General features: G+C 66.3%; 23 protein-coding genes and 1 pseudogene. 14 read left to right on the top strand and 10 right to left on the bottom strand.

All coding sequences use genetic code 11. From position 1 onward, the window contains the following. Positions 1–138: 138 nt before the first annotated feature. Together ON33_RS13490 and ON33_RS13485 are read right to left on the bottom strand one after the other, a co-directional pair. Positions 139–549: a PIN domain-containing protein gene (locus ON33_RS13490; protein ID WP_040858852.1), complete on the bottom strand. Its 411-nt coding sequence runs from the start codon at positions 547–549 to the stop codon at positions 139–141. Further along, a complete protein-coding gene (locus ON33_RS13485) occupies positions 546–764 on the bottom strand; it encodes a type II toxin-antitoxin system VapB family antitoxin (RefSeq protein WP_040858851.1) in 219 nt (72 codons plus the stop codon). Before ON33_RS13485 ends, ON33_RS13490 begins: the two co-directional genes overlap by 4 nt. A 690-nt stretch (positions 765–1,454) precedes the next feature. On the opposite strand from ON33_RS13485, the gene ON33_RS13480 reads away from it, so the two are divergent. The 3 genes from ON33_RS13480 (at position 1,455) to ON33_RS13470 (ending at position 5,482) form a co-directional block, all read left to right on the top strand. Next, positions 1,455–2,171: a hypothetical protein gene (locus ON33_RS13480; RefSeq protein ID WP_051152049.1), complete on the top strand. Its 717-nt coding sequence runs from the start codon at positions 1,455–1,457 to the stop codon at positions 2,169–2,171. 60 nt (positions 2,172–2,231) lie between these two features. Next, the gene (locus tag ON33_RS13475) at positions 2,232–4,070 is read left to right on the top strand and encodes a phosphoenolpyruvate carboxykinase (GTP) (RefSeq protein ID WP_040858850.1); all 1,839 of its coding nucleotides are present in this window, start codon (positions 2,232–2,234) and stop codon (positions 4,068–4,070) included. Between the two features lie 494 nt (positions 4,071–4,564). Continuing rightward, entirely contained in the window at positions 4,565–5,482 is a 918-nt protein-coding gene (locus ON33_RS13470; RefSeq protein ID WP_040858849.1) for an STAS domain-containing protein, read from the top strand. 90 nt (positions 5,483–5,572) lie between these two features. Here the strand turns inward: ON33_RS13470 and ON33_RS13465 are convergent, their stop codons facing one another. Further along, on the bottom strand, positions 5,573–6,295 hold the full coding sequence (locus tag ON33_RS13465) for a hypothetical protein (protein WP_157184520.1): 723 nt from the start codon (positions 6,293–6,295) through the stop codon (positions 5,573–5,575). Between the two features lie 436 nt (positions 6,296–6,731). Between ON33_RS13465 and ON33_RS13460 the strand changes: the two genes are divergently transcribed. The 9 genes and pseudogenes from ON33_RS13460 to ON33_RS41180 form a co-directional block, all read left to right on the top strand. Further along, a complete protein-coding gene (locus tag ON33_RS13460; RefSeq protein WP_051152046.1) occupies positions 6,732–7,430 on the top strand; it encodes a spermidine synthase in 699 nt (232 codons plus the stop codon). A gap of 318 nt (positions 7,431–7,748) precedes the next feature. Then, positions 7,749–8,078, top strand: a complete 330-nt coding sequence (locus ON33_RS13455) for an ArsR/SmtB family transcription factor (RefSeq protein WP_040858848.1) — start codon at positions 7,749–7,751, stop codon at positions 8,076–8,078. 98 nt (positions 8,079–8,176) lie between these two features. After that, on the top strand, positions 8,177–10,006 hold the full coding sequence (locus ON33_RS13450; RefSeq protein WP_051152044.1) for a phosphoenolpyruvate carboxykinase (GTP): 1,830 nt from the start codon (positions 8,177–8,179) through the stop codon (positions 10,004–10,006). Positions 10,007–10,008: 2 nt separating this feature from the next. Further along, entirely contained in the window at positions 10,009–11,649 is a 1,641-nt protein-coding gene (locus ON33_RS13445) for a SulP family inorganic anion transporter (protein ID WP_051152042.1), read from the top strand. Further along, positions 11,646–12,026 (top strand): DUF5313 family protein, encoded by a 381-nt coding sequence (locus tag ON33_RS13440; RefSeq protein WP_040858847.1) that lies wholly within the window; start codon positions 11,646–11,648, stop codon positions 12,024–12,026. Before ON33_RS13445 ends, ON33_RS13440 begins: the two co-directional genes overlap by 4 nt. Before the next feature lie 200 nt (positions 12,027–12,226). Further along, entirely contained in the window at positions 12,227–12,478 is a 252-nt protein-coding gene (locus ON33_RS13435) for a hypothetical protein (RefSeq protein WP_040858846.1), read from the top strand. Between the two features lie 432 nt (positions 12,479–12,910). Then, positions 12,911–13,240 carry an ArsR/SmtB family transcription factor gene (locus ON33_RS13430; RefSeq protein ID WP_040859186.1) on the top strand — a complete coding sequence of 110 codons (330 nt, stop codon included), beginning with the start codon at positions 12,911–12,913 and terminating at the stop codon, positions 13,238–13,240. Positions 13,241–13,336: 96 nt separating this feature from the next. Continuing rightward, on the top strand, positions 13,337–14,266 hold the full coding sequence (locus ON33_RS13425) for a hypothetical protein (protein ID WP_063710992.1): 930 nt from the start codon (positions 13,337–13,339) through the stop codon (positions 14,264–14,266). 144 nt (positions 14,267–14,410) lie between these two features. Beyond that, positions 14,411–14,571 (top strand): annotated as a pseudogene (locus tag ON33_RS41180) (phosphoenolpyruvate carboxykinase domain-containing protein); the annotation flags it as partial. A gap of 224 nt (positions 14,572–14,795) precedes the next feature. Here ON33_RS41180 and ON33_RS13415 read toward each other — a convergent pair. The 7 genes from ON33_RS13415 to ON33_RS13385 form a co-directional block, all read right to left on the bottom strand. Continuing rightward, positions 14,796–16,277 (bottom strand): hydrogenase large subunit, encoded by a 1,482-nt coding sequence (locus tag ON33_RS13415; RefSeq protein WP_040858844.1) that lies wholly within the window; start codon positions 16,275–16,277, stop codon positions 14,796–14,798. After that, positions 16,274–17,740 carry a proton-conducting transporter transmembrane domain-containing protein gene (locus ON33_RS13410; protein WP_040858843.1) on the bottom strand — a complete coding sequence of 489 codons (1,467 nt, stop codon included), beginning with the start codon at positions 17,738–17,740 and terminating at the stop codon, positions 16,274–16,276. Before ON33_RS13410 ends, ON33_RS13415 begins: the two co-directional genes overlap by 4 nt. Beyond that, the gene (locus ON33_RS13405) at positions 17,740–18,402 is read right to left on the bottom strand and encodes a hypothetical protein (RefSeq protein ID WP_040858842.1); all 663 of its coding nucleotides are present in this window, start codon (positions 18,400–18,402) and stop codon (positions 17,740–17,742) included. Before ON33_RS13405 ends, ON33_RS13410 begins: the two co-directional genes overlap by 1 nt. 16 nt (positions 18,403–18,418) lie before the next feature. Continuing rightward, entirely contained in the window at positions 18,419–19,369 is a 951-nt protein-coding gene (locus tag ON33_RS13400; RefSeq protein WP_085996747.1) for a respiratory chain complex I subunit 1 family protein, read from the bottom strand. Positions 19,370–19,374: 5 nt separating this feature from the next. After that, positions 19,375–21,258 carry a proton-conducting transporter transmembrane domain-containing protein gene (locus ON33_RS13395; RefSeq protein ID WP_245550531.1) on the bottom strand — a complete coding sequence of 628 codons (1,884 nt, stop codon included), beginning with the start codon at positions 21,256–21,258 and terminating at the stop codon, positions 19,375–19,377. Positions 21,259–21,347: 89 nt separating this feature from the next. Then, a complete protein-coding gene (locus ON33_RS13390) occupies positions 21,348–21,827 on the bottom strand; it encodes an NADH-quinone oxidoreductase subunit B family protein (protein ID WP_040858839.1) in 480 nt (159 codons plus the stop codon). Positions 21,828–22,051: 224 nt separating this feature from the next. Further along, positions 22,052–23,767: a SulP family inorganic anion transporter gene (locus tag ON33_RS13385; protein WP_051152171.1), complete on the bottom strand. Its 1,716-nt coding sequence runs from the start codon at positions 23,765–23,767 to the stop codon at positions 22,052–22,054. Positions 23,768–24,082: 315 nt separating this feature from the next. On the opposite strand from ON33_RS13385, the gene ON33_RS13380 reads away from it, so the two are divergent. Beyond that, complete coding sequence (locus ON33_RS13380) at positions 24,083–24,358, top strand: hypothetical protein (RefSeq protein ID WP_157184519.1); 276 nt, start codon at positions 24,083–24,085, stop codon at positions 24,356–24,358. A 56-nt stretch (positions 24,359–24,414) separates the two neighbouring features. Continuing rightward, positions 24,415–25,194, top strand: coding sequence for a vWA domain-containing protein (locus tag ON33_RS13375; protein WP_218001422.1), 780 nt, complete (start codon positions 24,415–24,417; stop codon positions 25,192–25,194). The last annotated feature ends 53 nt before the right edge of the window (positions 25,195–25,247 follow it).

Raw genomic sequence — 25,247 nt, 5'->3', positions numbered from 1 at the left:
GGGCGAAGCCACAGGTCAATCCCTTGATGACGCGCTGCGCGTGCCAACCGGCCTGATCCAAAATTGTGGTCCGTGGGCGGTGGGGTGGTTCGTCCGGACCACCGGACACCTGTCGGCCGGGACGAGCAGCCAGGGTGTTCAGGCGATGTCGTGAATGTTGTGCTGCCGCAACTCGGGTGCGTGGCGTGCGACGGTCGCGAAGTCGTTGTCGTCGTGCAGGACAGTCAACCCGTGGTGCGCGGCAGTCGCGGCGATGATGAGATCGATTGCTGAGGCGCTGCGATGTTCGCCTGCCCGAGACATCCGATACTGCGTTGCTGCAACCCATCGATCGGCATGCTTGGGAACTGTGACGTCGGGGTACAGGTCGGAGAACATCTCAGCAATTTCGTCGTATTCGGTTCGATCTCGAGCGCTGTACAGGAACTCCGCACGTTGTGGAAAGCATGAGCCGATGGCTTCGGCATCTATCGCGTCGAACCACGTATGCTGCAATTTCTCGTTCGACAGCAGTCGAACCAGGGCCGAGGTGTCGAGCAGGTAGATCACCGAGCCTTTTCCTCCTCGTGCCGACGAGCAGCGTCGTCGATCGCTCCCCAATGCCGTGCTCGCTCGAAGTGCTGGGCGATGCGGGCGGCACGCTCCTGCTTCTCCGCGTAGAACCGCAGGGCAAGGTTCACCGCGTCCTTCTTCGTTTTTGCTTTCGATAGAGCCATCGCGCGCTGTAGAGCGTCGTCGTCGAGGTCGATCTGCGTGACTGTCATGGCAAGCCTCCGTCCATGTTGGTTATGTACAAGCGATTGTACATCACCAACATCTACCGGCCGGGGAGTCCGTCAACCATCGCCGGATCGAGATTTTGCCCGGCGCGTGCCCACCGGATCGACCCATAGTTTCGGTCCCTCCGCCGTCGGGTGGTTCGGGTTGATCATTGTTGGAACCACCACAAGAGGCTTATTCCAACCAGCCCGCTCGCTCGTTGGGGTAAGCCTCTGTCGATTCTCCGCATGATGTGGGACTGGTTCGTGCATGGTCGGCTTGATGGAGGGCTGCGACGAGGTGGTTCTTCTCGTCGCTGACCATCGGTTCGATGGTGGCCGGATGGGTCTCGATGGAGAAGCATGTCCTTCCTCGCCTTCTGACCCGGCAGGCACTGGACACCGTCCTGATGAGTGACACAGCGCTGCCCGGTTGACTCGGCCTCTTCCACTGAGCGGTTGATCCCGATCGGTCCATGACTTGCTAAGATTGGAATACTGATTGCATAGTTTCTAAAATAAATACCTTAGTAGATTGGATCTGCACCCACGGTGACCGCTGATTCCGCTGCCGGCGAAGGCGCGGCCGTGCCCGGCTCCCCGGGTTCGGCTCGGGTCGATGTCGGTGTAGTGGGCGTTTGGAAGCCATCCGGTCGCGGTCGGGGCGATCGGACGGCGCGCTCACGGCGGGAGGTGATGGAGGACTACGCGGCGCTGATCAACGGGCGCACCGCGTTGCGCGCGGTGGTGATCCCACGCGCCGATCGTCACATCGCGGCGGTGGCCACACAGGTCATGGCGCTTCGAGAGCAGGTTACGGCGGTGTTCGTCACCGGGCTGCGGGCGGCTGAATCGATGGACATGCAGGCCGAGGTGACTGCGGCGGGAGGCCCGCTGGTCGTGACGGAACTCGATCTCGTCACCGTCGCACTCGCCGCTGCCGCCGTAGCGAAGCTGCGCGCCCGCGGGATTCGACCTGGACTGGGGCGGGTGATGGTGACCGGCGTCGATAGCGCGCCACACCTCGCGCAGGTGTTGAGCGGCGTCGGCGTGGGAACCGTCACCAGTTTCCGCCAGCGTACGATCTCCACGCTTCCGTTGCGCCAGTTGATGTCTCACCAGGATGTGGTGATCGACCTCACCGGCACGGTGTCCTCGCTGGCGGCCCCGGAAAGCACCTTGACGCTGCCGGCAGAACCATTCGACCTGGCTGCCTTGGCGCTCCCGGGTCTACTGAGCGCGTTGTGCGGGCACGGATGCCCGGTGCTGCAGGTCGACGCTCTGACCGCGGCTGCCCGGGCGATCGCACTCTCCACTTCAGCGGGTCGGTCACTGCCTGATCCACACGATCGACTTCTGACCTCGGCCGTCGCGCAGCAGGTGAGCGGAACGCTCTCGGCCTCGTCCGGCTAGCGCCCATTTCCCAAGCCCGTCCACTCATCTCGCCGAGCCATGGCAAAGGAGAGAAGCTCTTTGACCGCCTTCACCATCGCGGGGCTGAATTCGGCTCCCACTCGCCATTCCGCGATCACCGATTGGGTCGAGGGCGTTGCCGCTGTCGCCACGCCCGATCGGGTGGTGTGGTGCAACGGGTCCGATGACGAATGGCGCACGCTGACCGGGCTTCTCGTGGAGAAGGACACCTTCGTGCGGTTGCATGGCAAGCCCAATTCGTTCTGGTGCACGTCCGATCCCGAGGATGTTGCACGGGTCGAGGACCGCACCTTCGTCTGTTCACACGCCAAGGCCGACGCCGGGCCGGCGAACAACTGGATGGATCCGGTCGACATGAAGATCGTGATGACCGAGGAATACCGCGGCGCCATGACCGGGCGCACCATGTATGTGATCGCGTTCTGCATGGGCCCGCTCGATGCCGCCGAGCCGAAATATGGCGTGCAGATCACGGATTCGGAATACGTCGCCGTCTCGATGCGCATCATGACACGCTCCGGGGCGCCCGTCTGGGAGCGGCTCACACCAGGCACCGAGTTCGTTCGCTGTCTGCATTCGGCCGGCGCGCCCCTGCATCCGGGGCAACCCGATGTGGCATGGCCGTGTGATCGCACCAGGTACATTTCGCACTTCCCCGAGGAGCGCATGATCTGGAGCTATGGCGGCAATGCGCTGCTGGGCAGGGAGTGCCTGTCGCTGCGTCTCGCCTCCACCATGGCCCGCCAGGAAGGCTGGCTGGCCGAGCATATGCTCATCCTGAAGCTGACCGCCCCTGATAAGCAGGTGCACTACATCGCGGCGGCGTTCCCGTCCTCGTGTGGGAAGACGAGTCTGGCCATGCTCGAACCCGCACTGCCGGGATGGACCGCGGAAACTATCGGCGACGACATCGCCTGGATGCGTTTCGGTGCGGACGGCCGCCTTTTCGCCGTCAATCCCGAAGCCGGATTCTTCGGCCTCGCACCGGGCGTCGGTCCCCGCACCGACCCGAACGTGATCGCGACAGTCGCCGCCGGCAATTCGATCTTCACCAACACGGCGCTTACCGATGACAGCGATGTCTGGTGGGAGGGATTGACCGATCAGCCGCCGGTCCATCTCACCGACTGGCGGCGTCAGGATTGGACACCGGCCTCGGGAGCTTCTGCCGCGCATCCCAATTCGCGATACTGTACCCCGATCGCGCAGTGTCCCACGGTCGCTCCCGAGTGGGACGACCCGCGCGGGGTGCCGATTTCGGCGATCTTCTTCGGCGGCCGCCGCGCGAGCACAATCCCGCTCATTGTCGAGTCCTTCAACTGGCGGCACGGAGTATTCCTCGCATCGACCCTGTCCTCGGAAGTCACTGCCGCCGCCACCGGTGCCGTCGGTGTGGTGCGCCGTGACCCGATGGCGATGTTGCCGTTCCTGGGTTACCACGTGGGGGACTATTTGCAGCACTGGCTCGACATCGGCACCCGGACAAGGGCGGACAAGCTGCCGAAGATCTTCTACGTCAACTGGTTCCGCCGCGACGACGATGGCGCGTTCCTGTGGCCCGGGTACGGCGAGAACGCCCGTGTCCTGAAATGGGCCCTGCAACGTGTGGGCGGTACGGCTGACGCACGGTCGACTCCGATCGGCTACGTGCCCATCCCCGAAGCCCTCGACCTGGAAGGCTTGAACCTCGACGATGCGAAACTCGCCGCGGCACTGACGGTCGACCCCGACGAATGGGCCACCGAGATCTGGTCGATCGGAGACTGGTACGCCAGAATCGGCGCCACCAAACTCCCCTTCCTGCTACGCCAGGAACTCGCTGCCCTCAAACGCCGCCTCGCCGAAACAACGCCTATCGAGAGGGAAAGCAACCGATGACTGCCCGCCCCCGATAGCGAGCCCGACGGACCGTCTGTTCTCGGTGACGGGAGTTCTACCCCCGGATCCGGACTCTGGCCTTGTGCAGGATCGGTCGGTCGGGATTGGTGGATGTGTTGTCCATCAACGATTTTGATCGGAACCCCTGATGGGTGAGATTTCGCTGCTCGGCCCCCTGGGCCGAGGTCAGCATACTGCTGAGCGGACGGATCGCTCCGGATCGTTGTACGGCCTACCGGTACTGACGGTCACCAGCGTGTGCGCGGAGCATCGCGGGCATGAGTCGTCTCCAGGGCGCAGCGCGGAAGTCCGGCACAGCAGCCCACAGTCGGAGCAACGCAGGATCTGCCCGCGGAGCAGCGCGCTGATCGGCGTCGAACGCATTCATTACCTCCCTTGATATTTGCTAACTTTAGCAAATGCAGATGAGGTGAAGTTGGCAGATAAGCCGGATATGATTGCCGCGTCACTGCTGGGATCCCTGGAGAAGCTGAATGTCGACGACATCCAAGGTGACCGATGTCGCGGCACCCGTGCACGGGGAGTTGTTGCTGCCACAGCTGGTCGAGCATCTGAGGCAGAAGCGAACCGCGCTGCGCAGGGAGTGGGCCCACCGGATCACCGATGCCCGACTGTTGACGGCGATGACATCGGAGGAGATCTTCTCCGAGGCCACTTCGGTGTACGACAACTATGTCGCGGTCCTGGAAACAGGTGAGGTCGAGGCGCTGCGGAGTTATGCCCGCGACCTGTCCGAGCGCATCATCCCGCGCGGCGTCGAGACCGATGAGGTGCTCGGGATCGTGCTGTTGCTGCGGGATGTGCTGGCGCGCAGCCTGTTCGAGAAGTATCAGTCCGACTTCGAACTGCTCAATCGCGTACTCGACACCTACGAGCCGGCCGCCAATCGCATCGCCGAGACCGTCGGCGTGTCGTTCGTGCAGGAGCGCGAGCGGGTCATCTTCCAACAGCAGAAAGCCATCCGGGAACTGTCCACTCCCGTGCTGAAGGTCCGTGAGCAGTTGCTGATCCTGCCGATCATCGGCGTACTCGACGCGCAACGGGCCCGTCAGCTCACTCGACAGCTACTCGGCGCGATTCGTGCCAACCGTGCCAAGTTCGTGGTCATCGACATCACCGGTGTGCCCACCATCGACTCGACGGTCGCCAACCATCTGGTCCACATTGTCGACGCCGCCGGGCTCATGGGCGTCGGCGTCATCCTCACCGGCCTGTCCCCGGAGATCGCGCTCACGCTGGTCACCATCGGCCTGGACTTTTCGAAAATGCACGCCGTCGGCGACCTGCAGGGCGGCATCGAAGAAGCCGAACACCTCCTCGGATACGAGGTCGCCCGTACCAACGACACCGGTCCCGAACGAGCGGCCGGCCGTACCGTCGTCTCGGGATGAACCATTTCCGGGGATCGATCGGCCGAGTGGAGTGAGAGTGGCCTTCGGAACACGGGACCCGGGGCATGACCGGAATCGGTACGCCTGGGGTCAGCTCTGGGTTGGTGCGCCGAGAACCCGGGTGACGTGTTGCGCGACTGTCCGGTCGAGTCGGTGGTCGCGCGCATCGGGCAGTGTGCGGCCGACGGGAGTGATGAGTGCGAGCGCTCGCGCGGCAGCGGCCAGAGCATCGACCGTGACCTGTGTCGCGCCGTGACCGCACAGTGCGCCGAGGAGGCCGGGCAGTGCCAGCGCGGCGAAATGGTAGGAGTCCGCGGGGACCGCGAGCGTACGCCTGGGGACCGCCCACATCGAGTCTTGACCGGTCAGGTCGACCGTGATGTCGTGGTCGACGATCAACTGCCGGATTGCCGGCCCGTGAAGTTCGTTGCCGCGCACGGTGACATGGGCCGCCCCGCATGCGAGCAGCACAGCCTCCAATCGCGGTGTCCGGTCCGCGCCGATCACCGCCAGCCTGCTGTGTCGTAGTGGTATTTTCCTGGCGCGCAGTGCCGTTACCGCTGCGGCGGCCACGGTGGCGGTGAGTGCGTCGGTCTCGGAGATCACCAATCGCCCGCTGGAGGCGGCTGTGATCGATTGCACGGCAGCGGATTCCGCCGCCTTCAGTCCGATCAGGAAAACCGCGGTGAGGTGTTTCGGTAGTTTCGCGATCCGCGTGGCAACCGAATACGGCCGACCCGTTGTGAACGGGACGACCGAGGCGTGCAGCACCGTGTGATCGGTCAGCAGCGCCGCGTAATCCTCCATCGCCATCCAGCACGAGCTGTTGCTTCGATCGCCGTGGCGTCCCCACACCGCGACCACTGCGGCTCCGAGGCTTCGCGAGTCGGGCCTTCCGCGCCGGGCCGCGTTGTTCCCGTGACCGGAGTCGATACGGATGGTCACTGGCTGATGCCTCACTTTCACGGCGCGAGCGGACGTAGTATTTCTACCTTAGAAAGTTTGCAACCAGACGCAATGTCAACAGGATTGGATGCCACCGGGTTCGGCCCTTGCCGTGGCGTCGCCCGGCGGGCGGTGACCGGCGCGGCGCGTGATGGAAAGCTGCTGGGACAAGCCCGGAATCACCGGACCGGAGAGAACCATGGGAAGACCGCTCGGTGATCATGGACTGATGATCAGCATGCTTGATGACCCCGGTAGAGAGAGCGGCCGAGCAGTGCGTGGACCGGTGCCGGGGACATGCGCGGTGCGATTCGGCAGCGCGGAGCTGTCGGCTGATGCGGACCGGCCGGGCGGTTGGCTGTTGACGGTAGACGGCATCTCCCAGTCGTACGTCGACCTCGATGATCCGACCTATCTCGAGTTCGAATACGTCCGGTATCTGGCCTATGTCGTCGACTCCTTGGAGCCCTCCGGTGCGCCGCTGGACGTGGTGCACGTCGGCGGCGGCGCCGGCACGTTCCCCCGTTACGTCTCCGCGGTGCGGCCCGGCTCCCGGAATCTGGTGATCGAGGCGGACGCGGCATTGGCGGAGTTCGTCGACGAGCGCCTGGGCCTGCGGGCGGTACCGGGCGTCGAGTTGCGAATCGGTGACGGCGTGACGGAAATCTCGGCGCTGCCCACGGCTTCCGCGGACGTGGTGGTCGCGGACGCGTTCGAGGGGCTGCAGATGGGGCAGGGCATAACCGGCGGCGAGTTCACCGACCAGGTGGCCCGAGTGCTGCGACCCGATGGCGTGTACCTGCTGAACCTGATCGCCCCGCTGGACTCGTTGGACGTGGCCTACGCGGTCTTTCCGCACCGGGTGCTGCTGGATGGCGACATGTTCGCCGGTTACGACGGCAATCAGGTCCTCGCCGCCAGTCGCGTTCCTCTTCCGCTCGAGGCGCTGCGCCGCCGGGCGGAGGGGGCTTGGTTTCCCACCCGCGTGTCGGGCGAGTTTTAGTGCGTGTGTTGTCCAACTGCTCATCCCCGTTGGCGGGCCGGCCCGGCTGAACTCATGGCCCAGATGCCCATGCCCTGGTGGTTTTCGTAGTCGCATCGGCATTTGTTCGCCGGGGCGTGTGACATCGCTGAGCGTCGAGGTCCCGACTCCTGTTGCCACAGTGGGCATGTCGTTCCGACTCCGCGCTCATCGACAACACCCTGACGCGTCGCGCACAGGCACTCGGGCTGGGCATGCTTATGTTGTTTGCTAAACTCTGCAAACAGTGGAGAGTTGCCCGCACGCGCGTCAGCTCGAGGGAGTAAGGAGTGGCATCGAATGCCTGGAATGCAGCGGCCGCTCTATCAGATGAAGGCCGACTTCTTCAAGACCCTTGGGCATCCTGTGCGCATCCGGGTGCTGGAACTGCTCAGCGAACGTGAGCACACCGTCTCGGAGATGCTCGATGAGATCGGCATCGAGGCTGCGAACCTGTCGCAGCAACTGTCGGTCTTGCGTCGCGCCGGCCTTGTCACGGCTCGGCGCGAGGGCCTGTCGGTGACCTACGAACTCACTTCGCCGCAGGTCGCCGAGCTGCTCTCCGCTGCTCGCGGCATCCTCAACGGTGTCGTGGCCGGTCAAGCCGAAGTCCTGGGGCGGCCCGCCTAGCCTGACTCGACAGGCGCTTTCGTGGGCCCGCCTGCTCCCGCTGATTGCAGGTTTTCTAAACTTAATACCTAGTAGTTTTCGCGAAGGAGAAAGTCGCTGTGACTGATCGTCCCGCCACCTCCGGCACCGTGCATACGCCGACCGACCATGAAGCCGTGCTGGCCTGGGTCGCCGAGGTCGCCGAACTCACTGCGCCCGAGGCCATCGTGTTCTGCGATGGCTCTCGCGCAGAATGGGACAGCCTGACCGGGCAGTTGGTCGAGAAGGGCACCTTCGTGCCGCTGACCGGAAAGCCGAATTCTTTCTGGTGTGCCTCCGATCCCGACGATGTGGCGCGGGTGGAGGACCGGACCTTCATCTGCTCGGAGAACCAGAGCGACGCTGGTCCGACGAACAACTGGGTCGATCCGGTCGACATGCGCACTGTCATGACCGAGCACTACCGGGGCGCGATGGCCGGGCGCACCATGTACGTGATCGCCTTCTGCATGGGCCCGTTGGACGCGGCTGATCCGAAATTCGGTGTGCAGATCACCGATTCGGAGTACGTCGCGGTCTCGATGCAGATCATGACCCGCTCGGGCACGCCGGTGTGGGAGAAGCTCACCAGCGACACGGAATTCGTGAAGTGCCTGCATTCGGTGGGCGCGCCGCTCACCGCGGGCCAGGCCGATGTGCCGTGGCCGTGTGACAAGACCAAGTACATCGCGCACTTCCCCGAGTCCCGCACCATCTGGAGCTACGGCTCCGGCTACGGCGGCAACGCGCTGCTGGGCAAGAAGTGCTTCGCGCTGCGCATCGCCTCGGTCCTGGGCCGTGACGAGGGCTGGCTGGCCGAGCACATGCTCATCCTGAAGCTCACCTCGCCACGGGGGAAGACGCATTACATCGCCGCGGCGTTCCCGTCCTCGTGCGGCAAGACCAATCTCGCCATGCTCGAACCCAGCCTGCCCGGCTGGAAGGCCGAGACCGTCGGCGACGACATCGCGTGGATGCGCTTCGGAGCCGACGGGCGGCTCTACGCGGTGAACCCGGAGGCCGGATTCTTCGGCGTCGCACCGGGAACCGGCGCCAAGACCAACCCGAACGCCATCGCCACCATCGAGGTCGGCAACTCCCTGTTCACCAATACCGCCCGTACGGACCATGGTGACGTGTGGTGGGAGGGGCTGACCGACCAGCCTCCGGTCCACCTCGTCGACTGGCGCGGCCAGGACTGGACTCCTGACGCGGGAACCCCGGCCGCGCACCCGAACTCGCGCTACTGCACCCCGATCGAACAGTGCCCCTCGGTGGCTCCCGAATGGAACGACCCGCGCGGGGTGCCGATCTCGGCGATCTTCTTCGGCGGCCGTCGCGCCACCACCATCCCGCTGGTCGCCGAGTCCTTCGACTGGGCGCACGGCGTGTTCACCGCCTCGGTGTTGTCCTCGGAGACCACCGCTGCCGCGACCGGCGCGGTGGGTGTGGTGCGCCGTGACCCGATGGCCATGCTGCCGTTCCTGGGCTATCACGTGGGCGACTACTTCGCGCACTGGCTGGCCATGGGGGAGCGCGCGGGTGCGCAACTGCCGAAGATCTTCCAGGTCAACTGGTTCCGTCGCAGTGCCGAGGGCAAGTTCCTGTGGCCCGGCTTCGGCGACAATGTGCGCGTGCTGGAGTGGGCGCTGGACCGCCTCGACGGAAATGCCGAGGCCGTCGAGACGCCGATCGGATACGTGCCGACGGCGGAAGCGCTCAACCTCGAGGGACTCGCCCCCGCCTATCGCGACTCGGCCGGTGCGGCGCTGGCCGTCGATATCGACGAGTGGGTGCGCGAACTCGAGTCCATCGACGACTGGTACGCCACGATCGGCGGAGCCCGGCTTCCGGAGGCTCTTCGTGAGCAGCTCGCCGCGCTGAAAATGCGTCTGGCACAGGCGCTTTAGCGGTGCGAGCGCTACTACCCGACTGGTCGGAATGGCGATTGGCGCTGCGTGCGCCGGGCGCCGATCTGCTCTCGGGCTTGATCGTCGCGCTGGTCGCACTGCCGCTCGCCCTGGGATTCGGCATCTCCTCCGGGCTCGGCGCCGCCGCGGGGCTGGCGACCGCGGTGGTGGCCGGCGCGGTGGCGGCAGTCTTCGGCGGCTCGCGGTTCCAGGTGTCGGGGCCGACAGGTGCGATGACAGTCGTGCTAGTACCGATCTTCCACCAGCATGGATCGGGCGGGGTGCTGGCCGTGGGGCTGCTGGCCGGCCTCGCGCTGGTGGTGCTCGCGGTCGCCGGGGTGGGCAGGGCGGTTCGCTACATGCCCGCCCCGGTGATCGAGGGCTTCACCGCGGGCATCGCGGTGGTCATCGCGCTGCAGCAGTTTCCGTCCGCTCTGGGCATCGCGCACGCGCACGGTGAGAAGGTGTGGCAGGTCGCCTATGACGCTGTGCGCCAATATATCTCGCACCCGGATCCGCTGCCGCTGGTCACCGCACTGCTCGTCGCCGCCGTGCTGCTGATCGGTGGCCGGTATCTGCCGCGCCTGCCGTTCGCGCTGGTTGCCGTGGCGCTCGCGACGATCGCCGCCGCGGCGTTCGATCTGCCGCTGGCCCGTATCGGCTCGATCCCGGCCGGATTGCAGGCTCCCACCCTGGATTTCGTCGACCCGGGTCAGCTGGGCGCGCTGATCGCGCCCGCGTTGGCGGTGGCGGCGCTGGCGGCGCTGGAATCGCTGCTGTCGGCCACCGCCGCGGACTCCATGGCGGTCGGCACCCGCCACAACCCCGATCGCGAACTGTTCGGCCAGGGCTTGGCCAATATCGCCGCGCCGCTGTTCGGCGGTGTTCCCGCGACCGGGGCGATCGCCCGCACCGCGGTGAACGTGCGGTCGGGGGCGCGCACGCGGTTGGCGGCACTCATCCACGCCGTGGTGCTGGCCGCGATCATCTATCTGGCGGCGCCGCTGGTCGGGCACATTCCGCTGGCGGCCTTGGCCGGCGTGCTGCTGGCCACGACCGTCCGCATGGTCGAGACGGCGTCGCTGTCCGCCATCGCCCGGGCGTCCAAGGGTGACGCGGCGATCATGGGGATCACCTTCCTGGTCACGGTCGCCATGGATCTGGTCACCGCGGTCGCGGTCGGCGTCGGCATCGCCGTGGTGCTGGCCCTGCGCGCGGTCGCGAAAGAGGCACGGCTGCACCAGATTCCGCTCGACGAGGCAGACCATCTGGCCGAGGAACACGAGCTGCTCGACGAGCACATCGTCGCCTACCGTCTCGACGGCCCGCTGTTCTTCGCCGCCGCGCACCGCTTCCTGCTGGAGCTGGCGGAGGTGTCGGACGTGCACGTGGTGATCCTGCGCATGTCCCATGTCACCGCCCTGGACACCACCGGTGCGCTCGTGCTCAAGGACGCCATCGAAAAGCTCGAGCATCGCCACATCATCGTGTTGATGTCAGGGCTGCGCGAAAACCACCATCGACGTTTGGCCGCGATGGATGCGCTACCGGCAGGCGGTTCCGCGCACTTGTTCACCCACACGCCCGACGCCATCGCCTGTGCCCGGGAGTTGGCGCCCGCCCTGGTAGGGAGTACACGATGACCGGTCCCACGACCCCTACCCTTGTGCAGCGGATCCGCTACATCGCGGGTGGCACCCTGCCCGCGTCCATGTCGGACTGGGTGATCAACGACCTCACCGGACCGGGTGCGGCGCGCCGCTACCTGCTGCGCATCCTGATCCCGATCATCCCGCCGCTGTGCCTGTTCCTGCTCATCCCCGGTCCGCTGTGGATGGGATGGGCGATGATGGCGCTGCTGTACCTGCCGCTGATCTACTTCACCGCCGCGTTGATGTATGTGTACCGGCGAGCCCGTCTGGCCAAGCACGGCCTGGACCCCGATCTGGCTGACCAGCGCGAACGCGAGCGCGGGGCCGCCGCCCGCAGGGCATACGAACAACGCCACGGCCGCGGCTGACCTTTCCGAACGGCTTTTTCGCCTACCACCGTCGACCCGAGCAGTCGGAGTGAGGAGCTGCGGTGAGCAACCATGGTGATCCGATCGACCGCGAGGAGCCGTCCATGATCACTCCGAACCGCTTCCGGTCGTGTCATCCCCGGAGCAGTCTTTCCGGACCGGCGATCACGTCGGCAGGGGGAGCCGACCGGAGCCGGCGGATGAAGGCGATCCTCGAACTCGAGCGGGGGATCAGGGCGCTGGAGCTGCCTCTGCTGGGCTGTTCCGTCGTCGCCGACCATGCCGCCGTGCACGTTCTGACCTCGGACACCCTGGCGATCGTGCTGATGTGCGGGCATAACGCTCGAATCGTCGAGCAGGCGGTCCGAGACGCATACCCGGACGCGGTCAGCGTCTTCGTCGACCGCGACGTGATCACCGTGACACTCGAATCCACTGTGTCGGCACGCTAGCCGGAATAGGTCCGATCGCCGACCGATATCCGGGGTAGGCACGAATTCGTGTTCGACCCCGCGCGCGAGCAGCGAGCCGAGGTGATACCGCGCCACCGGATTCGCCCGGCTGCCGGTGCTGACCGGGCGCTTCTCCTACCGTCCCGACCCCGAAAACAGCGGCCTACGTGCCATCAGAATTTCTTGATGGTGCGATTGACCTGGTCGGGGCGCTCCAAGCAGCCCTAGTTTCCGCAGCGCTCGATTTCGACATCGCGTGCGCCGGAGATGGCGTCGGCCACCTCCCGGCCGTGCGCGGAGGGGTCATCCATGTCCGTGTGCGGACTTGACGCTTCCGGCCTTGTAAGTTGCTAAGATTCGAAAGCAGTATATTCCTACCGGTGTTCGAAGGTGGAGGGCGCAGTGACGGATGTGCGGCAGCCGCTCTATCGGATGAAGGCCGACTTCTTCAAAACCCTGGGGCACCCGGTGCGGATCAGGGTGCTCGAGCTGCTCAGTGAGCGTGAGTATGCGGTGTCGGAGATGCTGCTCGAGATCGGCATTGAGCCGGCGAATCTTTCGCAACAGCTGGCCATCCTGCGTCGTACGGGTTTGGTGACCGCACGTCGCGAGGGACTGTCCGTTTCGTATGTGCTCACCTCGCCTGAGGTGGCTGATCTGCTGGCCGCGGCGCGGGCGATCTTGACGGGAGTTGTGGCAGGTCAGATCGAGCTGTTGGAGGAACTGTCGGGCTCGAGCTTCGCCGGCGAAGCAGCAGGCTGATCGTCGGATAGGGCGTCGGCACATGCTCATTGACTGCAATTTTTCGAATTTGCCTATTTCGTATCGAATCGAATTCGTGGGAGCGAGGCGTCGGCGGTGACTGTCGATTCCGCCGCGGGTGACGCGGTGAGATGGGGTAGGCCGGCTGCGGCCGGTATCGATGTGGGCGTGGTGGCGGTGTCGGACACGCGAACGCGTGGCCTCCTGGATCGATCGCGACGATCGTGCTGGGGCGCGATGGAGCACTACGCGGCGTTGCTGGAGGAGTCCACTGCCATGCGCGCAATCCCGCTGCCGCTCAACGATCGTCGTCCGCAAGCCGTTGCCGATCGGGTGCTGGATCTGCCGTCGCGGGTCGCGGCGGTATTCGTGATCGGGCTCGACGCGGTGCAGTCGATCATGGTTCAGGCCGTGGTTGCGGCGGCCCGCGGACCGCTGGTCGTCGCCGAGATCGATGTGCTGACCGCCGGACTCTCGGCGGCGGCGGTCTCCACGCTACGCAACCGTGGACGAGCCCCCGGTCGCGGCAGCGTGGTGCTGGTCGGCGGCGATGCCGCACCGAAACTGGAACCGGTGCTGCTCGCTTCGGGCACGGGCAGTGTCACACATTGGCGTGATGCGGGGCCGGGGTCGCTGTCTTTGCGGCAGCTCGTCGCCGGGCACGACATTCTCGTCGATCTCACCGATTCACCGTCTTCGGTGGCTTCGGATCGGACGGTCGTGGTTCCGCCCGATCCGTTCGAGTGCGCCGCACTGGCCTTGCCGGGGCTGCTCAGCGCCCATTGCGGGCACGGATACCCGGTGTTGACGGTCGATGCGCTGGTCGCCGCGGCGCGGGCGATCGCGTTGCTCACCACCCACTCCGATCGGACGCTGCCGGACTTGCACGACGAGCGTCTGGTACCTGCGGTTGCCCGGCACGTCGGCAGGGTCCTTTCTCTCCGCTCGAACGGTTACCCTCCGGCGCAGATCCCACAGACGATCATCAATCCGCCGAATCACGGCAAAGGAGAATCACTCTCGTGACCGCATCGACGGTTTCCGGACTCACCACCGCTCCGACAGTCCATCCCGAGATCTTCAACTGGGTCGAAGGCGTCGCCGGTGTCGCTACACCCGATCGGGTGGTGCGGTGCCATCGGCTTGGCGTCGTCACGATTGGACCCGGCCTCGGGAATCCCTGCCGCGCATCCGAACTCGCGTTGCTGCACGCCTATCGCGCAACGCCCTTCCGTGGCCTCGGAGTGGGACGATCCGGCCGGAGTTCCGATTTCGGCGATCTTTTCGGCCGTCGGCGCCCCTCGACGGTGCCGCTGGCGACCGAGTCCTTGTAGTACGGGGTGTTCCATCAGCCGCAGGCCAGGAGGCGCGGCCGGCGGGCGGACACGATCACCGAACTTCGGCGGCAGCCGTTCGCAGTCAGGAGTTCGGCGAGAACGGGCGTCGATACCGAGAGCGTCGTCATCGTGGTCTTCATCCGAGGGGGTGTTTCACAGATATTGGCTGGCTGAGCGGGATGGGGCCGAAGACACGCCTGGCATTGGGGCCGGGCGGGTCAAAGGTCGTTGCCCGCGTAGGACAGGTTGAAACTCTTGTTGACCAGGGGGAAATCCGGCACGATCGTGTCGACCATGGCGACCGGCAGGGCGGGCCAGTTGAACCAGGACGGGTCGACGACCTTGGCCCGGGTGATCCGGCCGGAATCATTGATCTCGACCCGATGCACGATCGTGCCTCGCCAGCCCTCCACAATGCCGACGCCACTGCCCGCCTGCCCCGGGACACCGTCACGCTGCATGAATTGCGTTGGGCCGGAGTGGTTGTCGATCAGTTCCCCGATGATCCGGACGGACGCGGCGAACTCGTCACGCCGTATCGTGTAGCGGCTCAGCACGTCTCCGTCGCGCGCGCCGCTGTCGCTCACCGGCAGTTCGACGACGGGGTGGTCGAGACGAGCGTCGGTGACCAGTCCGCTGGCGCGGGCGACATATCCCAGGCAGCCCAGCGCACGAGCGTCGTCGCCCGCGAGCACGCCGGTGCCGGCGAAGCGGTCGTAGACAACGGCGTTGCCCAGGGTCAGCTCGGCGATCTCGGCGAGGTCGGCGGCCAGATTCTGGAGCCGGGCCGGGTCGGGCAGGGCATGGACGGCGACGCCACCGGGATGGATGGCGCTGCGCAGCAGTCGATTTCCGGTGACGGTGGCGTTGATGCGCAATAGCTGCTCGCGGATGCGCAGGGCATGCGCGTTGGACAGGCCGAACCCGACGTCATTGGCGAGCGCGCCCAGATCGGCCGCGTAGTTGTAGAGCCGTTCCAGCTCGACGAGCATGGCGCGCAGCCGGTGCACCGTAGCGGGAAGCTGGATGTCGCAGGCTTCCTCGACGGCGAGACTGTGGGCGAGGGCATGCGCGGCGGAGGTGTCGCCGCTGATGCGTTCGGCCAGATCGGTCGCCGCGCTCGCGGGACGCCCCTGGAACTGGCGCTCGATCCCGCGATGCACCCACCATAGCCGCGCCTTGAGCCGCACGATGGTCTCGCCCACGACGGAGAAACGGAAATGGCCTGGCTCGATCAGGCCGGCGTGCACCGGCCCGACCGGGATCTCATACACGCCATCACCTGCGACGGTGAGGAACCGAAGTTCATCCACCGAGCCGAAATCCGGTGCCACAGTCGAATACTCGCGCATCGGATGCCAATCCTCGGGCCAGTGTGCGTGCCGCACCAGTCGCCGTGGTCGCGGATGGCCGCTCAGCCGGATACCGTACAGATCCGCCATCTCCCGCTCGAATCGCCCGGCCGGGAACGAGAGATACGCCAGCGACGGCAGCACCGGATCCTCCGCGGGGAGTGAGCATTCCAGCTCGGCGCGTCGGTCCGGGCGGCCGGCGAGGAACAGATACACCACCCGCAGCCACGCTCCGTCGTCGTGGGCGGCGACCAGCGCGAGCCGGTATCCGGCATCGAACAATTCTTCGGCCGCGTCACGCAGCTCTGCGGCGGTGACGGCGCGGCGGCTGCGCCGGGGTCCGGTCATCGTGTCGCCACCTGGGTCGCGGCGGTCGTGAACAGGCTGGTCAGCGGTCCGGCGGTCACGCCGAGCACGACCGCCGCCACGGCCCCGGCCACGAGTGCGCCCGCCAGCGTCACCGGTACCGCGATCGCGGGCGCAGCGCTGGAGGCGGGACCGAGTAGGATGCGGCTCGAGTTTCGCACGAGTGCGGCGAACGCGATCGCGATCAGCAGCATCGCCACGGCCAGCGCCCAGGCCAGCCGGGCATCCGCGAGAGATCGAGCGATGGCCAGTTCGCTGGCGAACATCGCGAACGGCGGCAGACCGAGCAAGGTGACCATACCTACCGCGAAACTCGTGCCGATCAGAGTCGACCGGCCGGCCACCGCTCGAATGGCCGCGATGGCGGTCGAATCGTGCGCGGCCTGCAATGGCCCGGTGGACAGGAACAACACGGTCTTCCCGATCCCGTGCGCGAGCACATGGAGGAGCAGCGCGGCGACAGCGAGTTTCGTGCCTGCCGCGGCGGCGACTGCGATCAGGCCCATGTTCTCCATCGACGAGTAGGCGAGCATGCGCTTGAGATCTCTGGTGACGGTGAGCAGCAGCGCCGCCACCGCCAAGGTGGCCAGTCCCACGACCAATAGCCCGGTCCGCAGATAGCCGGGACCCGCGGCGGCGTCGACGAGCGCCTTCATCCGGAGCACCACGGAGAAGGCGACCGATAGCAGCACCCCGCTCATCAATGCCGACACCGGCGCGGGGGCCTGGCTGTGGGCATCGGCGAGCCAGGTGTGAAACGGCACCAAACCAACTTTGGCGCAATAGCCGATCAACAGCAGTCCACCGGCCAATCGGGTGACGGCGGGATCCAGGGCGGCGGCGTGAGCAGTGAGCACGTCGAGGTCGAGGGCGTGTTCGGACGGCGCGCCCGTGTGCCGGGCCGCGAAGTACAGCAGCACGGTCCCGCCGAAGGCCACGATGATCCCGACCGAGCAGATCACCACGTACTTCCAGGTCGCCTCGAGCGCCGCGCGGGTGCGGCGGTGCCCGACCAGGAAGGCGGTGGCGATGGTGGTGGCCTCCACCGCGACCCAGATGAGGCCGATGTTGTTGGCGCATACCGCGACCACCATGGCGGCCAGGAACGTCGGCACCAGCGCCGCGTACAGTCTCGCCCCGTCGGCGTCGGTGTGCCCGTGATCGAGTTCGGCGTCGATGTAGCCGATCCCGGCCCAGGTGGCCAGCGTGCCGACCACACCGATGACCGCCAGCATGGTCACCGACAACGCGTCCACGCGCAATAGGCCGCCGACGAGAACGTGGTCGTGCTCGGAGAGCCGGGTACCCAGCAGGGCCGCGCACACCAGGATGGTCGCGGCGCTCATCGTGGTGAAAAGCGCTGTGCTTCGCCGCCATCCGGCGACCACGCCCGCGACGGCGGCGGTGACCGGAGTGAGGATCGCGAGCAAAACGAGGATCGTCATCAGTCGTGCAGCTCCCGCAACTGGTCGAGGTCGGCTCCGCCGAAGGCGCGGCGCAATCGTCCGGTGAGCACGCCGATGATCGCGACGGCGAAGAACACATCCAGCGAGACACCGAGCTCGACGATGAGCGGGACACCGGCGGTGAGCAGGAAAGCCATGGCCGCGATCCCGTTGTCCAGCATGAGGAATCCGGCGGCCTGGGAGATGGCATGGCGGCGGGTCGCCATGACGAACAGTGCGATCAGCACCACGGCGAAGGCCGCGGGCACGGCATCCGAGGCTGGTCCGGGTTCCAACGCCACCACCGGTCGCGCCACCGCGAAGGCGACCACCACCAGCGCAGCCGCCACCAGCAGTGACGAGGCGGTGTTCACCAGTGGAGTCGCTTCGCGATACTCCCGGCGTTCGGCACCGGCGGCGCGGCCCAGGAGCAGCGGCAGCACCACGCCCCGCAGCGCGAGCACGACCAAACCCACTACCAGCGATGCGATCTCGCTGTGATGCGCGCCCTGCACCAACGGAATCGCCGCCAGCGCGATGCCCTGAACGGCGAGCAAACGCACGATGGCACCCAGATCACGACGCCATACGACGAACACCGCGGCAAGCACCAGCCCGCCCGCGGCCAGGTCCAGCATGCTCACATAACCTGTCTCGGTCATTGCGCTCCGTCTCCGATCAGGAATGGGACGTGAAGAAGTTCGCCGCGGTCACCGCGAGCAATGCGAGCAGGAAGGACCCGGCGAGCAGCTCGGGCACCCGGAACAGCCGCAGCTTCGCGATGAATACCTCCGCACTCGCCAGTGCGACCGCCAGCACGAGGACTTTCAAGACGATCGCGACCACACCCACCCCGACCGCGGCCGCACTCGGTTCCGTGCCCGCGATCCCCCATGGCAGGAACAGATTCGCCAGCAAGGCCAGCAGCACGGTCAGGCGCATCGCGCTCGCCCATTCGATGAACGCCAGCTTCGGGCCGGCGTATTCGAGCACCATCGCCTCGTGGATCATGGTCAGTTCCAGGTGCGTCGCCGGATTGTCGACCGGCAGCCTCCCGGTCTCGGCGATGATCACGATCACCAGCGCCGCGGCGGCCAGCAGGCCGGTCAGCGACGCCACCCGGCTCGGGTGTGCGAGCGTACCGGCAACCAGCGCACCGAGATTCGACGAGCCGCCCGGAATCGACAGCGCGAATACCGACAGCAGGATGGTCGGCTCGACCAGGGCCGCGATGACCGTTTCTCTGCTGGCACCCATGCCGCCGAAGGCGGTGCCGGTGTCGATCCCGGCGAGAGTGAGCGCGACCGTGCCCAGAAACAGCAACCCGACCACCGCGAAGAGATCGGCCACACCGTCGAGCGGAGAACCGGTCGCCACCAACGGAGAGATGGCCGCGACAAGCAGAGTCGTGCCCGCCAGCACCACGGGGGCTGCGGCGAAGACGACCGTGGTACCGACCGGAATGATCGCCATCTTGCCGAGCTGCTTGCGCAGGTCTCGCCACGGCTGCAGCACACCCGCTCCGGCACGGCCCTCCAACCGGGCTCGGGTCTGCCGCATCACCCCCAATGCCAGCGGTGCGCCCGCTACGACGCCGCCGATCTGCGCCGCGCCGGCCACGTACGACAGCACCGTCATCGTGCCACCACCAGTACGATCAACACTCCGATCGCGCCATATGCCAAATACAGATGCACACTGCCGTTGTGAGCGCGAGCCATCGCCAGAGCCGCCCGCCGCACCACACGCGTCACCGGCCGATACAACCGGTCCTCGATCATGTCGCTGATGCGTGCTCGGTAAGCCACCTTGTCCACCAGATACCGGGATTCAGCCAGATGAGTGATCTCGATATCGGTGTCGGGTCGCAGCACGTCATCGAACACCCGCTGCAATGGTTCGCCGAAAGACGTTGCGGTGTACTGCATTCGCGCATTCGGCTGGTCCGCACCACACGCCCACAACGGCAGTACCTGTGCCGCAGGTTGTCGCCTGGCTGCCCACCATGTGACCGCTGAAACGGCCAGCGCGGCGATCGCCAGCGTCGTGGCGATCACGCCGGGTGCAATCGACCCCGGCAGCCCCGGCAAATGCACGGTCGCGCCCAAGCCGGTGAACGCCGGATCCCTGGACACCGGTATCGCGGCAAGCGCGCGCTGCAAACCTGGGGACAACACCACCGGTGCCACTGCCGGCACAAGGCAGGCCGCCGCCGGGATCGCCATGCCGACAACCATCGAGGCCGGGACCTCACGCGCTCGCGCCGCCTGATCGGAACGCGGCCGGGCGAGGAATCCGATTCCGAACGCCTTCACCATCGTCGCCACGCCCAGACCGGCGGTCAGCGCGACCGCGCCGACCGCCAGCGGAGCGGCCAAGGCCACCACCGGGTCGCGTGGTTGATCGGCGTGGATCAACGCCTGCACGAGCAGCCACTCACTGATGAAGCCCGCGCCCAGCGGCAGACCGCAAGCGCCCAGCGCGGCGACCCCGAACAAGCTCGTGGTCACTGGCATTCGCCGCGCGAGCCCGCCCAGCCGATCCAGATCCCGCAGTCCGGTCGCCGCCAGCACCGACCCGGCGGCGAGGAATCCCAGACTCTTGAACGCCGCGTGGGCGAGTAGATGCAGCAGCGCGGCGGTCATCGCGACCGTCGCGGCCGCATGCGCGCCGGACGCTGTCAGCAGCACGGCCGTGCCCACCGCCAGCGTGACCAGCCCCATGTTCTCGATGGTCGAAAAGGCAAGAAGCCGTTTGATATCGGTGGCCACCGACGCTTGCAGGATCCCGTAGACGGCGGTCACCCCTCCGGCGATCAGCAATACCAGTCCGTACCAGCCGGGGCCGGGACCGAACACGGTCACGTCGAAGCGGACGATGCCGTAGATGCCCAGATTCACCATTGCGGCGCTCATCAGCGCCGAGACCGGGCTCGGCGCCTCCGGATGGGCACGCGGCAGCCACGCGTGCAACGGCACCAGACCTGCCTTCGAGCCGAACCCGGCCACCGTCAGCGCGAACACCACGGCCCGGGTACCCGGAGACAAGGCGCCGAACTCGGTGAACCGATCCGCGCCGCCCGCTGCAGAGGCCACCATCAATCCGACGAGGATGCAGGCGAACCCGAGCTGAGTCATCACCGCATAGAACACCCCCGCCGCCCGGGCCGCGGTCCGCCGATGCTCGGTCACCACCAGCACCAGCGACGCGATGGCCATCAACTCCCATGCCAGCAAGAACGTGGTCACCGACCCCGCCGCCGGCACCAGCATCATGGCCGCGACGAAGAGGGGCAGCAGCGCCGAGGGCAGCCGTCCCAGCTGCTCGATACGTCCATAACCGATCGAGTACAGGCCGACCGGGACCGCCACCGCTCCGGTCAACGCCAGAAAGAAGCCGCCCAGGGGATCGAGATGCAGATAAACCCCCGACAACGGCAGCAACCATCCGATGTCGATCGGGCCGGGTGCGCCGAACAATCCGATCGCACCGGCGGCCACTCCCGCCGCACCGAGCATCGTCGTGGCGAGGCCGGCGACGAGGGCCGCAAAACTGGTGCGGCGCAGCGAAGCCGGCTCCGTCGGCGCGTCGGCTTGTCCGATGGCGGTCATCGGCCGGTCACCGAGCGCAATGCGGCGATGATCCGCTCCGGTGGTGGCGGGCAGCCGGGTATCTCCACATCGACGCCCACCACGTCACCGACCGCGCCGACCACTCCGTACGCGTCGGCGAAAACCCCTCGGTTGAGGGCGCAGTCGCCGCACGCGATCACCAAGCGCGGTCGCGGCGTGGCTTCGACAGTCTGCGCCAGAGGAACCGCCATATTGCGCGTGACCACTCCCGTCACAAGTACGGCATCGGCGTGACGGGGCGAGGCGACCAGGCGTGCGCCATAACGTTCCGCGTCGTATACCGGTCCGAACGCGCCCGAGATTTCCACCTCGCACCCATTGCACGAGCCCGCGTCGACATGCCGGATCTGCAGCGAACCCTGTAGCGCCGCAGGCACATTCGGCACCGAGGCAGGCGCGCCCGGAGCGGGTTCGGCCACCCGGCCGACCCGCCAGATCTTGCTTACCCAGCCCATGATGTGGCCTCTACCGTTCGCCGAGGGCGGCGGCTGGAAGACCCACTAGTGCATCTGCCACAGGTAGAGGTCTACCAGATAGTTACCCCACAACCTATCTAGTTGCGAAAACGCGCAATTTGGGCGTTTCGGTGGGCGGATCAGCGTGTTTGCCGGTTGTCGAACGTGTGTGATCGCACTGTCTCACTGCGTGATTCGGCGGGCAGCAACGTTCTGGCCGTGCGCTATGCGACGGCTTCGGTTTCGTCATCCGCGGCATGGCGTGCTCGTGGTAGGTGATTGACGGGCAGGTAGCGCCGGGCGTAGTCGATGGCCAGCCGGGTGTCCGCGAAGATCGCGTTCTCGCCGTCGGCGGGCAGTGCCCCCACGGCGGCCAGCCGACGGCGATGGTCGGACCGAAGTCCGGACATCAGCACCGTGATGTGGCGGTGCTCGAGCTTGCCGATGACGTCCTTGAGCACCAGCGCGCCGGTGGTGTCGAGCGCGGTGACCTTCGACATGCGCAGAATGACGACCTTGACATCCGAGACCTCGGCCAACTCCAACAGGAACCGGTGTGCCGCAGCGAAGAACAGGGGCCCGTCGATGCGGTAGGCCACGATGTGGTCGTGCAGTAGATCGTGCTCTTCGGTGAGGTGATCGTCCTCGTCGAGGGGAACCTGCTCGAGTCGGGCTTCCCGCGCCACCGACCGCAGGGCGAGCACGATCGCGAAACCCACCCCGACCGCGACCGCGGTGACCAGGTCCAGCGCCACCGTGACCGCGAAGGTGAGTGTCATGATGATCGCGTCCCCACGAGACGCTCGGGCGATCGCCTTCAGCGAGGCCGTCTCGACCATTCGTACCGTGGTCGCCAGCAGCACTCCTGCCAATGCGGCCAGCGGAATATCGGCCACCAGCGATGAAGCAAGGTAGATGATCGCCGCGAGCAGCAGTGCGTGAGTCAACGCTGCCAACCGGGTACGCGCGCCGGAGCGGACATTCACCGCGGTGCGGGCGATGGCCCCGGTTGCGGGCACGCCGCCGAACAAAGGCGCGGCGATATTGGCCAAACCCTGCCCGAACAGCTCACGGTCGGGATTGTGTCGAGTTCCCACCGCCATCGAGTCGGCGGCGGTGGCCGACAGCAGTGATTCCAGCGCGGCCAATGCCGCCACCGCCAAAGCGGGTGCGACCAGCGCCCCCAACTGATCGAGGTGCACGAACCCGAGCGACGGAGCGGACAGGCCGGCGGGGATCGACCCGATTCGGGTCAGATTCAGGTGGAACATCGAGGCGGCGACGGTTGCGGCGGCTACCGCGATGAGCGCGAACGGCAGCTTGGGCAGGAACCGGCCACCGATCAGGATGACCACGGCCACGACGACTGCGGTCACCGGAGTGACCACACCGGGATCGGCGAGGTATTGCCGTACCGCGTCGAACGCCGACTGCCACACCTTCTCGCCCTCGGCGTGCGAGATGCCGAGGGCGGCGGGAAACTGCTGCAGCGCGATCACGACCGCGATTCCGGCGGTGAACCCCTCGATCACCGGAGCCGGCATGAAGCGCACCGCGCGACCGACACCGGCCATCGCGAGCACTACCAAGATCAGCCCCGCCATCAGTCCGACCGTCAGCACGCCACTCGCCCCGTGCTGATGCACGATGGGCACCAACACCACCGTCATCGCGCCCGTCGGCCCGGAAACCTGGAATCGAGAGCCGCCGAAAACAGCGGCCGCGATTCCTGCGATCACCGCGGTCGCCAGCCCGGCCGCGGCGCCGAGCCCGGAACTGATACCGAAGCCCAAAGCCAGCGGCAGAGCGACAAGGGCCACGATCACGCCTGCCATCAGGTCGGCGCCCGGTGAGCGCACAGCCGGCTTCCACTCCGACCAGTCCGGTAGCAGTGCGCGCAAGGGTAACCGCGCGGATGACCGGCGGCGGGATTCCTTGATGGGCGGCGTAGGTCCGGACGACGGGGTGGCTAGGGCGCTGTCAGTCACAACTGCTCGCTTTCTGGATTATTAGCTTATTAGTTTAGAAATCCTGCAATCAGGTTGCCAGGTGCTGGCGGGGTGATCATCCCCACTGACGCCGCGCCAATCGCGGTCGAGGTGCTGGCGAAGACGTCAGGCTGAGGCGCATTCCCCTGAATCGAGCCTGACCCGCGAGGAATCCGCCAAGCTGGTGGGGGCGAGTAAACGGACCGGACGGGAGAACGAGATCCTGCGCCGCGCCGCGGCGTTCTTCGCCCGCGAGTTGCCCCCGGCATGAGGTTTCCGCTGGTCCTCGACCTGGCCGCGGAAAGGTCTCCTGTCGCGGTGATCTGCCGGGCCCTCGGTTTCACACCGCAGGCATTCCATGACTGGAAGAAAACACTTGTCGCGCAGCGTGATTGGGACGATGTACACCTGATCGACGTTGTCCGCGACATTCACGCCGGCGACCCCGTGTTCGGCTACCGGTTCATCGCCGACGAACTCGGCGACCGCGGCATCCACGGGGTGCGGGGTTTCGGGCGGCATCGGGCGGCTCGAAATTCATGATCAGATAATCGAATCCGCGATGTTCGCTGTCAATTCATAAGTCTGATGATGCATTTGTGTGTGCAAGCCCCGAAAGTGGGCTTACCGTAGATGTATCGATCCTCGGGGGGCTTCGGAGGGGCCGGCCCCATCAGGGGACAGGCAAGGGGGATATCGTGCCGGAAATCAAGGGCGTGCTGCTGCCTGCCTATGTGCTGGCGGATGAGTCGGGGTCGATGAGTCCGTTTCGTAATGATTTGTATAACGGGCTGGTTTCACTGTGTGAAGGATTACGGGCCGAACCCATGATCGCTGCCAAGCTGCGGCTGGCGATTCTCGGATTCTCCGACGATGTGCAGGTTCGCCTCGCCATCGCCGATATGCGAGTGCAGACCGCGCTGCCGCAGGTGATCATTCGGGGGTTGACCAACTATCAGGCGGTATTCGACGATCTGCTCGGTCGGATCCCCGAGGACGTGCGATGGCTGCGCGGCGAGGGGTACAAGGTGCACCGCCCGGTGGTGTTCATACTCAGCGACGGCCAGCCGACCGACGGCGGAGCGTGGCGCGGTCCGCACAGTCTGCTGACGGACAAGTCCCGAACTCCCGTCGCGCCCAATATCATCGCGTGCGGAATCGGTGATGCCGAGCCGGCGACGATGGTCGAGGTCGCCACCCGCCCCGAATTCGCGTTCATCGCCAGGCCGGGAGTCGATATCGGCCAGGCGATCTCGGAGTTCTTCCATGCCCTGACCGCGAGTCTGGTCGCCTCCAGTATCGCGCTGAATTCCGGTACGCCACAGTTGATCATCAATCGACCGGACCAGTTCACCATGGCGATCGACGAGGTCGGGTAACGATGTTGCGACGGAAATCGGCAGCGGACGGAGACGCCGCGGAATATGTCGAC

Source organism: Nocardia niigatensis NBRC 100131 (assembly GCF_000308655.1).
Taxonomy (GTDB): Bacteria; Actinomycetota; Actinomycetes; order Mycobacteriales; family Mycobacteriaceae; genus Nocardia; species Nocardia niigatensis.
The sequence above is the reverse complement of the archived record's forward strand: the minus strand, read 5'-3'. Positions and strand labels throughout refer to the sequence as shown.

What these genes read in the sequence shown, in the direction of transcription:
- ON33_RS13485 (WP_040858851.1), bottom strand. Translation starts at nt 764, where the DNA reads ATGACAGTCACGCAGATCGACCTCGACGACGACGCTCTACAGCGCGCG.
- ON33_RS13480 (WP_051152049.1), top strand. Translation starts at nt 1,455, where the DNA reads ATGGAGGACTACGCGGCGCTGATCAACGGGCGCACCGCGTTGCGCGCG.
- ON33_RS13470 (WP_040858849.1), top strand. Translation starts at nt 4,565, where the DNA reads ATGTCGACGACATCCAAGGTGACCGATGTCGCGGCACCCGTGCACGGG.
- ON33_RS13465 (WP_157184520.1), bottom strand. Translation starts at nt 6,295, where the DNA reads ATGGCGATGGAGGATTACGCGGCGCTGCTGACCGATCACACGGTGCTG.
- ON33_RS13455 (WP_040858848.1), top strand. Translation starts at nt 7,749, where the DNA reads ATGCCTGGAATGCAGCGGCCGCTCTATCAGATGAAGGCCGACTTCTTC.
- ON33_RS13440 (WP_040858847.1), top strand. Translation starts at nt 11,646, where the DNA reads ATGACCGGTCCCACGACCCCTACCCTTGTGCAGCGGATCCGCTACATC.
- ON33_RS13435 (WP_040858846.1), top strand. Translation starts at nt 12,227, where the DNA reads ATGAAGGCGATCCTCGAACTCGAGCGGGGGATCAGGGCGCTGGAGCTG.
- ON33_RS13430 (WP_040859186.1), top strand. Translation starts at nt 12,911, where the DNA reads ATGAAGGCCGACTTCTTCAAAACCCTGGGGCACCCGGTGCGGATCAGG.
- ON33_RS13415 (WP_040858844.1), bottom strand. Translation starts at nt 16,277, where the DNA reads ATGACCGGACCCCGGCGCAGCCGCCGCGCCGTCACCGCCGCAGAGCTG.
- ON33_RS13410 (WP_040858843.1), bottom strand. Translation starts at nt 17,740, where the DNA reads ATGACGATCCTCGTTTTGCTCGCGATCCTCACTCCGGTCACCGCCGCC.
- ON33_RS13405 (WP_040858842.1), bottom strand. Translation starts at nt 18,402, where the DNA reads ATGACCGAGACAGGTTATGTGAGCATGCTGGACCTGGCCGCGGGCGGG.
- ON33_RS13395 (WP_245550531.1), bottom strand. Translation starts at nt 21,258, where the DNA reads ATGCTCGGTGCGGCGGGAGTGGCCGCCGGTGCGATCGGATTGTTCGGC.
- ON33_RS13390 (WP_040858839.1), bottom strand. Translation starts at nt 21,827, where the DNA reads ATGGGCTGGGTAAGCAAGATCTGGCGGGTCGGCCGGGTGGCCGAACCC.
- ON33_RS13380 (WP_157184519.1), top strand. Translation starts at nt 24,083, where the DNA reads ATGAGGTTTCCGCTGGTCCTCGACCTGGCCGCGGAAAGGTCTCCTGTC.